Raw genomic sequence first — 9628 nt, 5'->3', positions numbered from 1 at the left:
CCAGCGTTCGTCCTGAGCCAGGATCAAACTCTCCGTTGAAAACAACACCCAACCAACCCCCACAAAAAGGAGCCAGCCGGAAAAAGAGATGCCTGACAGGAGACACTGACAAGTTGTCAGAATCATTGTCAAAGAAATCCGAAGACATCAACCCACCCGAAGGCAAGGTTTCAGTCAACGGGGCATTACAAACTAATTCGTCGACTATGACACACTGTTGAGTTCTCAAGAATCAGACGCACCCGTCCCGGACCCTTGCGGGCCAGGCGGCGGGGCAACCTGCAAAAACTTACCGGTTCGGTCCAGCCCCGTCAACTCGGGGCGATCCTCGCCGGCGCCGGGCGCGACAACTCCGTCCGATTTGGCCTTGCGGCCCGAGGAGGGAGTCGCTCACCGCGACGAGAAGAACAGTACCAGCGGTCCGGTCAGGTGCCCAAATCGGGTCGCCGCCGGCTCCGCAGCGGGCTCGCCGGGCGGTACGCCGACACGGTCGGCTCCCCCGTCGCCCAGAACCGCCAGGGGTGGTCGGCGGCCGCGCGGAGCCCGACCCGGGGGCCGGTGGAGACGTCGGCCGGCGGGGTGTCCAGGGTGAGCGTGACCGGGCCGGCGGCCAGGTCGGTGCCATCGTGCTCGAGCGTGATCCCGAGGGCGTTGCACAACCGCGCCGGGCCGCGGGCCAGGTCGCGGTCGGACGACCTCGGTCGCCGCTCGCGGGCCAGCTCGATCCCGTCGACGACCTCCCCGGCGCGCAGCAGGACCGCGCTCGCGGTGCCCTCGGGGCCGCAGACCACGTTGCAGCACACGTGCATGCCGTAGGTGAAGTAGCAGTAGAGCCGACCGCTCGGGCCGAACATCACCGCGTTGCGGCGGGTCGGGCCCCGGAACGCGTGCGAGCCGGGATCGTTCGCGCCGTCGTACGCCTCGACCTCGGTGAGGCGCACCGCGACGTCACCGTGCCGGAGCACGGCGTTCAGCAGCCGGGGGGCCTGCTCGAGGACCGGCCCCGAGAGGTCAAGCGATCCGGGCACGATGTCCGTCGACGCGGGAGGTGAGCTCGGCCAGCTGCTCGCGGACCCGCACCGGAGCGGTGCCGCCGCGGCCGTCCCGGGAGGCGACCGAGCCCTCGACGGTGAGCACCTCGCGCACCGCCGGGGTCAGCGCCGGAGAGACGTCGGCGAGCTGGTCGTCGGTGAGCTCGTCGAGCTCGACTCCGAACTCCTCGCAGCGGCGGACGCACGCCCCGGCGACCTCGTGGGCGACCCGGAACGGCACGCCCTCACGGACCAGCCACTCGGCGACGTCGGTGGCCAGCGAGAACCCCTGGGGGGCGAGCTCGGCCAGGCGCGCGGTGTCGAAGGTCAGCGTCGCGACCATGCCGGTGAACGCCGGCAGCAGCACCTCCAGGGTGTCGACCGCGTCGAAGACCGGCTCCTTGTCCTCCTGCAGGTCCCGGTTGTAGGCGAGCGGGAGCGCCTTGAGCGTGGCGAGCAGCCCGGACAGGTTCCCGATCAGCCGACCGGCCTTGCCGCGGGCGAGCTCGGCGATGTCGGGGTTCTTCTTCTGCGGCATGATGCTCGACCCGGTCGACCAGGAGTCGTGGAGCGTCACGAACGCGAACTCGCGGGTCGACCACAGGATCACCTCCTCGGCGATCCGGCTGACGTCCACGCCGACCTGTGCCGTGACGTAGGCGAACTCGGCGACGAAGTCCCGGGACGCCGTGCCGTCGATGGAGTTGGCACTCGACCCGGTGAACCCGAGCTCGGCGGCCACCCCCTCCGGGTCGAGGCCGAGGCTGGAGCCGGCCAGCGCCCCGGAGCCGTACGGCGAGTCGGCGGCCACCCGCGCGTCCCAGTCACGGAGCCGCTCGACGTCGCGGAGCAGCGCCCAGGCGTGGGCGAGCAGGTGGTGCGACAGCAGCACCGGCTGGGCGTGCTGCAGGTGGGTGCGGCCGGGCATCACCACGTCCAGGTGCTCGCGCGCCTGGGCCGTGAGCGCGTCGACGAGGTCGAGGACCTGACCGGCGACCACGCGCGCGTGGTCGCGGAGGAAGACCTTGAACAGCGTGGCGATCTGGTCGTTGCGTGACCGCCCGGCCCGCAGCCGGCCGCCCACGTCCGCGCCGACCTCCTCGACCAGCAGCCGCTCGAGCGCGCCGTGCACGTCTTCGTCGGCCGGGTCGGGGACGAGGTCACCGGCGGCGTACCGCTCCCCCAGCGCGGCCAGGCCGCGCAGCAGCGCGGCGTGGTCGTCGTCGGTCAGCAGCCCGGCGCGGTGCAGCGCGTTGGCGTGCGCGCGCGAGCCCGCCAGGTCGTACGGCGTGAGCCGCCAGTCGAAGTGCGTCGACCTCGAGAGCGCCTCGAGCTCTGGCGACGGGCCGCCCGCGAAGCGGCCACCCCAGAGCTTGCCGGTGTTGGTGCCACCCATCAGTCGGTCCCGAACTCCATGGCCGCATTCTCCAGGGCGGCCTCGTCCGGCTCCGCGGCGGCCGCCGGGTTGGAGGCGATCCGGTCGGCGCCGCCCGCCTCCAGTTCGCCGTAGAGGGTGCCGTGCTCGACGAGCACCTGGCCCTGGTCGAGCGGCTGGGCGGCGTACTGCTCGAGCTTGGCGCGCGAGTCGGCGATGTCGAGATTGCGCAGGGTGAGCTGCCCGATCCGGTCCAGCGGGCCGAAGGCGGCGTTCTCGGTGCGCTCCATCGACAGCTTGTCCGGGTGGTAGGAGAACGCCGGGCCGTCGGTGCGGAGGATCGTGTAGTCCTCGCCGCGCCGCAGCCGCAGGGTCACCTCCCCGGTGACCAGCGAGCCGATCCAGCGCTGGATGGCCTCGCGCAGCATCAGCGCCTGCGGGTCCAGCCAGCGGCCCTGGTAGAGCAGCACGCCGAGCCGCCGGCCCTCGGCGTGGTAGCTGGCGATCGTGTCCTCGTTGTGGATCGCGTTCAGCAGCCGCTCGTAGGCGATCCAGAGCAGGGCCATGCCCGGCGCCTCGTAGATGCCGCGGGACTTGGCCTCGATGATCCGGTTCTCGATCTGGTCGGACATGCCCAGGCCGTGCCGGCCGCCGATCGCGTTGGCCTCCTGCACCAGCGCCACCGGGTCGTCGTACGACGTGCCGTTGATCGAGACCGGGCGACCCTCGCGGAACGCGATGGTGACGTCCTCGGTCTCGATCTGCACCGCCGGGTCCCAGAACTTCACGCCCATGATCGGCTCGACGGTCTCCAGCGAGACGTCGAGGTGCTCGAGGGTCTTGGCCTCGTGGGTGGCGCCCCAGATGTTCGCGTCCGTCGAGTACGCCTTCTCCTGGGAGTCCCGGTACGGCAGGTCGCGCTCGGTCAGCCACTGGCTCATCTCGGTGCGGCCACCGAGCTCGGTGACGAAGTCGTGGTCCAGCCACGGCTTGTAGATGCGCAGGTCGGGGTTGGCGAGCAGCCCGTAGCGGTAGAAGCGCTCGATGTCGTTGCCCTTGAAGGTCGAGCCGTCACCCCAGATGTCGACCCCGTCCTCGTGCATCGCACGCACCAGCATGGTGCCGGTGACCGCCCGCCCGAGGGGGGTCGTGTTGAAGTACGCGCGGCCGCCGGACCGGATGTGGAAGGCGCCGCACGCGATCGCGGCCAGGCCCTCCTCCACCAGCTGGCGCCGGCAGTCGACGGCGCGGGCGATCTCGGCGCCGTACTGGAACGCCCGGCTCGGCACGCCGGAGATGTCCGGCTCGTCGTACTGGCCGATGTCGGCGGTGTAGGTGCACGGGATCGCGCCGTGGGCGCGCATCCACGCGACCGCGACCGAGGTGTCCAGCCCACCCGAGAACGCGATGCCGACGCGTTCGCCGACCGGGAGGGACGTGAGGACCTTGCTCAAGATGGTGTTCCTTACTGGGAGTGGGACTCGGCGAGGGCGAGGAAGCGGCGGGCGAGGTCGTCGCCCCCCGCCGGCTCGCGGCCGATCACGAGGACGGTGTCGTCCCCGGCGATGGTGCCGAGGACCTCGGGGAACTCGGCCTTGTCGAACGCGGAGGCGAGGAACTGGGCGGCGCCCGGCGGGGTCCGCAGCACGACCAGGTTGGCACTGGCGTCGGCGCTCACGAGGAGCTCTCCGCACAGCCGGGCCAGCCGGTTCGCGGCGGCGGCCGTCTCGACGGGCGCCGCGGGTCGTCGGTCGCCGCCCTCGGCCGGCACGGCGTAGATCAGCGCGCCGGACGGGGCGCGGACCTTGATCGCGTCCAGCTCGACCAGGTCGCGCGAGAGCGTCGCCTGGGTCACCCGGATGCCACTCTCGGTCAGCAGGTCGGCCAGCTCGGCCTGCGAGCGGACCTCCTGGTGGGTCACCAGCTCGACGATCCGCTGGTGCCGGGCGTTCTTGGTGCCGGGGCGGAGGGCGGTGTTCACGTCGCCTCCTCGATCAGGAACGTCAGGATCGCCTTCTGGGCGTGCCGGCGGTTCTCGGCCTCGTCCCAGACCACGCTCTGGATGCCGTCGATCACCTCGGCGTCGACCTCCTTGCCGCGGTACGCCGGCAGGCAGTGCATCGCGATCGCGTCGGGCTTGGCGTGGTCGAAGAGGGCGGACGTCAGCGAGAACGGCGCGAGGACCTGCTCGCGCGCGGCTGCCTCCTCCTCCTTGCCCATGGAGACCCAGGTGTCGGTGACGACGACGTCGGCGCCGGTGACGGCGGCGACCGGGTCGGTGCTCACCGACACCGAGCCGCCGGTCGTCGCGGCGATCGCGGCCGCGCGCTCGACCATCGCGGGCTCCGGCTGGTAGCCCTCCGGCGACGCGATCCGCACGTGCATCCCGGCGGTGGCGCCGGCGACCAGCCAGGAGTTGCCCATGTTGCACGCGCCGTCCCCGACGAAGGTGACGGTGAGGCCGGCGAGCTGCGGCTTGTGCTCCCGGATGGTGAGCAGGTCCGCGAGCAGCTGGCACGGGTGGAAGTCGTCGGTGAGGGCGTTGACGACCGGGACGCCGGCGTTCTCGGCCATCTCCTCGAGCCGCGACTGGGCGTAGGTGCGCCAGACGATGATCGAGGCCTGCCGGCCGAGCACCCGGGCGACATCGTGCACGGACTCGCGCACGCCGATCCCCGCGAGCGCGCCGTCCACCAGCATCGGGAAGCCGCCGAGCTCGGCGATGCCGGCCGCGAACGACGCCTGGGTGCGCAGCGTCTGCTTGTCGAAGATCATCGCGACCGTGCGCGGCCCGGCGAGCGGCTTCGCGTCGTACGGGGCCTGCTTGAGCTCGAAGGCGAGGTCGAGGACCCGCGCCTGCTCCTCCGGCGTGAGGTCGTCGTCGGCGAGGAAGTGCCGGATCCGGGGGGCGGTCACGACCGCTCCCCCATCGCCGCGTCGAGGATGCCCGGCCAGGCCGCGAGGAACGCGTTGACGTCGTCCTCGGTCAGCACCAGCGGCGGGGCCAGCCGGATCCGGCTCGGCGTGGGGCTGTTCACGATGAAGCCCGCCTCCTGGGCCGCCGCGACCACGTCGGCCGCCGACTCGGCGGACAGGTCGAGCCCGATCAGCAGGCCCTCGCCCCGGACCTCGGTGACCCGCGGGTCCGCGGCGAGGCCGTCGCGCAGCTTCTGGCCGAGCACGGTGACGTGCTCGAGGAGGTCGTCGTCCTCGATGGTCCGGATCACGGCGAGCGCGGCCGCGCAGGCGACCGGGTTGCCCCCGAACGTCGTGCCGTGGTTGCCCGGCTGGAGGAGGTCGCCCGCGGCGCCGACGCCGATGCAGGCGCCGATCGGGAGGCCGCCGCCGAGGCCCTTGGCGATCGTGACGACGTCGGGGGTCACGCCGGCGTGCGCGAACCAGCGGCCGGTGCGCCCGATGCCGGTCTGCACCTCGTCGAGCCACAGCAGGGCGCCGTGCTCGTCGGCGACCGCCCGGGCGGCGGCGAGGTAGCCCTCGGGAGGCACGACGACGCCGGCCTCGCCCTGGATCGGCTCGAGGAGGACGGCGGCCGTCTCGTCGGTCACCGCGGCGGCGAGTGCGTCTGCGTCGCCGTACGGGACGAACGTGACGTCGCCCGGCAGCGGCTCGAACGGCGTCCGGTAGGCCTCCTTCGAGGTGAGCGCGAGCGCGCCCATGGTGCGGCCGTGGAAGGAGCCCTCGGCGACGACCACGTGCGTGCGGCCGGTGCGCCGGGTCAGCTTGAACGCCGCCTCGTTGGCCTCGGTGCCGGAGTTGGTGAAGAACACCTTGCCGCCGCCGGCGCCGACGCCGAGCAGCTCGAGCAGCTTCTCGGCGAGCTCGACCTGGGGCGCGGTCGTGAAGAAGTTGGAGACGTGGCCGAGCGTCTGCAGCTGGGACGTGACCGCATCGACCAGCGCCGGGTGCCCGTGGCCGAGCGCGTTGACCGCGATGCCGCCGAGCAGGTCGACGTACTCCTTGCCGTCGGCGTCCCAGACGTGCGCACCCTCGCCCCGCACCAGCACCAGCAACGGCTTGCCGAAGGTGTTCATCAGGCTGGCGGCGTAGCGCTCCTGGTAGTCGGTCACTGCCTCGTTCACTGGGAGTCCCTCGCCTTCCGGGTCTTCGTCTCGACGCCGGGCAGCACCTGGGTGCCGACGCCTTCCTTGGTGAAGAGCTCGAGCAGGACGGCGTGCTCCTCGCGGCCGTCGACGACGGTCGCGCGCGGGACGCCGTTCTGGACCGCCTGGAGGCAGGCGTTCATCTTCGGGATCATCCCGGAGGCCAGCGTGGGGATGATCTCGGCGAGCGCGCCCGGGCTGATCTCGCCGATCACGTCGTCGGAGTCCGGCCAGTCGAGGTACAGCCCCTCGACGTCGGTGAGGACCAGCAGCTTCTCCGCCTTGAGCGCGACCGCGAGGGCCGCGGCGGCGGAGTCGGCGTTCACGTTGTGCACCCGGCCGGCGGCGTCGGGGGCGACGCTCGAGACGACCGGGATCCGGCCGGCCTCGATCAGGTCGAGGACCGACTCGGGGCGGACCTCCGTGACCTCGCCGACCAGGCCGAGGTCGACCTCCTCGCCGTCGATGACGGTGCCGGTGGTCGTCGCGGTGAACAGGCCGGCGTCCTCGCCGGAGCAGCCGACCGCGAGCGGCCCGTGCTCGTTGATGAGGCCGACCAGCTCGCGCTGGACCTGCCCGACGAGCACCATCCGGACGACGTCCATGGCCTCGGGGGTCGTCACCCGCAGGCCGCCGCGAAACTCCGACTCGATGCCGAGCCGGTCGAGCATCGTGGAGATCTGCGGGCCGCCGCCGTGCACGACGACCGGCTTGAAGCCGGCGAAGCGCAGGAACGCGATGTCCTCGGCGAACGCCCGCTTGAGGGTGTCGTCGGTCATGGCGTTGCCGCCGTACTTCACCACGACGATCTTGCCGTGGTAGCGCTTGAGCCAGGGCAGCGCGGCCGCGAGGGTCCGGGCCTTCGCCGGGTCGGGCTTGCTGGGGTCGTGGTGGACGTGTTCGATCGTCATGAGGAGTACGCGCTGTTCTCGTGGACGTAGGCGTGGGTCAGGTCGTTGGTCCAGACGGTGGCCCGCTCGGAGCCGGACTTCAGGTCGATGGTGACGCTGACCTCGCGCGGCTTCAGGTCGACGGTGGCGGGGTCGGCGTGCGGCGTGGACTGCTTGCACACCCACACGCCGTTCATCGCGACGTCCAGGTCGGCGGGGTCGAACTGGGCGCTCGTCGTCCCGATGCTGGCCAGCACGCGACCCCAGTTCGGGTCGTTGCCGAACACCGCGGCTTTGAAGAGGTTGGAGCGGGCGACGCTGCGGCCGACCTCGACCGCCTCGTCCTCGGTCGCGGCGTGCAGGACGGTGATCGCGATCTCGTGGTCGGCGCCCTCGGCGTCCTCGAGCAGCTGCATCGCGAGGTCGGTGCACGCCTGGGTCAGCGCCGCCGTGAAGTCCTCGGGGGTCGGCGTGATGCCGCTGGCCCCGCTGGCCAGCACGGTGACGGTGTCGTTGGTCGACATGCAGCCGTCGGAGTCGAGCCGGTCGAAGCTGACCCGGGTGGCGGCGCGCAGCGCCGTGTCCAGGTCCCCGGCCGGTACGACGGCGTCGGTGGTCAGCACGACCAGCATGGTCGCGAGCTGCGGGGCGAGCATGCCGGCGCCCTTGGCCATGCCGCCGATCCGCCAGCCGGCGCCCTCGACCACGACCTGCTTGCTGACCGAGTCGGTCGTCATGATCGCGTGGGCCGCGTCGTCTCCCCCGTCGGCGTCGAGCGCGTCGAAGGCGGCCGCCGCGCCGGCGAGGACCTGGTCGCGGTCGTTGGTGAGGCCGATCAGCCCGGTGGAGCAGACGACCACGTCGATCGCGCCGATGCCGAGCTTGGCGGCGACCTCCTCGGCGACCGCGTGGGTGGTCTGGAAGCCCTCGGGGCCGGTGTAGCAGTTGGCGCCGCCGGAGTTGAGGAAGACCGCGCGGACGGTGCCGTCCTTGACGACCTCCTGGCTCCACAGCACCGGGTTGGCCTTGCAGCGGTTGGCGGTGAAGACGCTGGCGGAGTCGAAGCGCGGGCCGTCGTTCACGACGAGCGCGACGTCCTTGGCGCCGGTGGACTTGAGGCCGGCGGCGACGCCGGCGGCCCGGAAGCCTGCGGGGGCGGTGACGGTCATGGGGCGATTCCTACGGTGGTGAGGCCCCGGCCTTCGTCGAGGCCGAGCGCGAGGTTCATGCACTGGACGGCGGCGCCGGCGGTGCCCTTGGCCAGGTTGTCCACGGCACCGACGGCGACGAGTCGTCGGGCGTCCTCGTCGACCGTGACCTGGACGTGGACGGCGTTCGACCCGGTGACGGACTTGGTCTGCGGCCACTGGCCCGGCGGGAGCACGTGCACGAACGGCTCGTCGGCGTACGCCTTGGCGTAGACGTCGTAGGCCTCGTCGGCCGTCAGGTCGGCGGTGAGCCGCGCGCTGCAGGTGGCCAGGATGCCGCGCGGCATGGGCACCAGCAGCGGCGTGAAGCTGACCCGGACGGCGCCGTCGACCAGCGAGGAGAGGTTCTGGGTGATCTCGGGCGTGTGCCGGTGGACGCCCCCGACGCCGTACGCGCTCGCGTTGCCCATCACCTCGCTGCCCAGCAGGTGCGGCTTCGCGGCCTTGCCGGCGCCGCTGGTGCCGGAGGCGGCGACCACGGTCACGTCGGGCTCCACGATGCCGGCCGCGACGGCCGGAGCCAGGGTCAGCGTGGACACCGTCGGGTAGCAGCCGGGCACGGCGATCCGCGTCGCGCTGCGCAGCACGTCGCGCTGCCCGGGCAGCTCGGGGAGCCCGTACGGCCAGGTGCCCGCGTGGTCGCCCCCGTAGAACTTCTCCCAGGCGGCGGCGTCGGCGAGGCGGAAGTCCGCGCCGCAGTCGATGACGACCGTGTCGTCGCCGAGCTGGGCCGCGAGGGCGCCGGACTCGCCGTGCGGGAGCGCGAGGAAGACCACATCGTGGCCGCGGAGGGTTTCGACGGTCGTCTGGTCGAGCACCCTGTCGGCGAGGGGCACGAGGTGCGGCTGCAGCGCTCCGAGCGGCTGGCCCGCGTTGGAGGCGCCGGTGAGGGCGCCGATCTCCACGTCGGCGTGGCCGAGGAGCAGGCGCAGCAGCTCGCCCCCGGCGTACCCGCTGGCTCCGGCGACGGCGATCCTGGTCGGCATGTGCATGACTATACAGT

The 9628-nt window shown here is 72.2% G+C and carries 10 protein-coding genes; 1 reads left to right on the top strand and 9 read right to left on the bottom strand.

What is annotated here, in order from left to right; all coding sequences use genetic code 11:
* Positions 1–221: hypothetical protein (locus ABD086_RS12320; protein ID WP_343907825.1), on the top strand; the 221-nt coding region annotated here is incomplete at its 5' end.
* Between the two features lie 204 nt (positions 222–425).
* On the opposite strand, the gene ABD086_RS12315 is transcribed toward ABD086_RS12320, so the two are convergent.
* The 9 genes from ABD086_RS12315 to argC are packed head-to-tail and all read right to left on the bottom strand — an operon-like array spanning position 426 to position 9617.
* Complete coding sequence (locus ABD086_RS12315; RefSeq protein ID WP_343907824.1) at positions 426–1028, bottom strand: DNA-3-methyladenine glycosylase; 603 nt, start codon at positions 1026–1028, stop codon at positions 426–428.
* Positions 1012–2427 (bottom strand): argininosuccinate lyase, encoded by a 1416-nt coding sequence (argH, locus tag ABD086_RS12310; protein ID WP_343907823.1) that lies wholly within the window; start codon positions 2425–2427, stop codon positions 1012–1014. Before argH ends, ABD086_RS12315 begins: the two co-directional genes overlap by 17 nt.
* Entirely contained in the window at positions 2427–3860 is a 1434-nt protein-coding gene (argG, locus tag ABD086_RS12305; protein ID WP_343907822.1) for an argininosuccinate synthase, read from the bottom strand. Before argG ends, argH begins: the two co-directional genes overlap by 1 nt.
* 11 nt (positions 3861–3871) lie before the next feature.
* Positions 3872–4387: an arginine repressor gene (locus tag ABD086_RS12300; RefSeq protein WP_343907821.1), complete on the bottom strand. Its 516-nt coding sequence runs from the start codon at positions 4385–4387 to the stop codon at positions 3872–3874.
* Positions 4384–5322: an ornithine carbamoyltransferase gene (gene argF / locus ABD086_RS12295; protein WP_343907820.1), complete on the bottom strand. Its 939-nt coding sequence runs from the start codon at positions 5320–5322 to the stop codon at positions 4384–4386. The genes ABD086_RS12300 and argF overlap by 4 nt, the downstream gene beginning before the upstream one ends.
* Positions 5319–6506: an acetylornithine transaminase gene (locus ABD086_RS12290; RefSeq protein ID WP_425571607.1), complete on the bottom strand. Its 1188-nt coding sequence runs from the start codon at positions 6504–6506 to the stop codon at positions 5319–5321. Before ABD086_RS12290 ends, argF begins: the two co-directional genes overlap by 4 nt.
* The gene (argB, locus tag ABD086_RS12285; protein WP_343907819.1) at positions 6503–7438 is read right to left on the bottom strand and encodes an acetylglutamate kinase; all 936 of its coding nucleotides are present in this window, start codon (positions 7436–7438) and stop codon (positions 6503–6505) included. Before argB ends, ABD086_RS12290 begins: the two co-directional genes overlap by 4 nt.
* On the bottom strand, positions 7435–8586 hold the full coding sequence (gene argJ, locus ABD086_RS12280) for a bifunctional glutamate N-acetyltransferase/amino-acid acetyltransferase ArgJ (RefSeq protein WP_343907818.1): 1152 nt from the start codon (positions 8584–8586) through the stop codon (positions 7435–7437). Before argJ ends, argB begins: the two co-directional genes overlap by 4 nt.
* Entirely contained in the window at positions 8583–9617 is a 1035-nt protein-coding gene (argC, locus tag ABD086_RS12275; RefSeq protein ID WP_425571604.1) for an N-acetyl-gamma-glutamyl-phosphate reductase, read from the bottom strand. The genes argJ and argC overlap by 4 nt, the downstream gene beginning before the upstream one ends.
* Positions 9618–9628: the final 11 nt, after the last annotated feature.

Source organism: Nocardioides aquiterrae (genome assembly GCF_039526625.1).
In the GTDB taxonomy this organism is placed as follows: Bacteria; Actinomycetota; Actinomycetes; order Propionibacteriales; family Nocardioidaceae; genus Nocardioides; species Nocardioides aquiterrae.
This window is presented reverse-complemented; position numbering and strand designations above follow the sequence as displayed.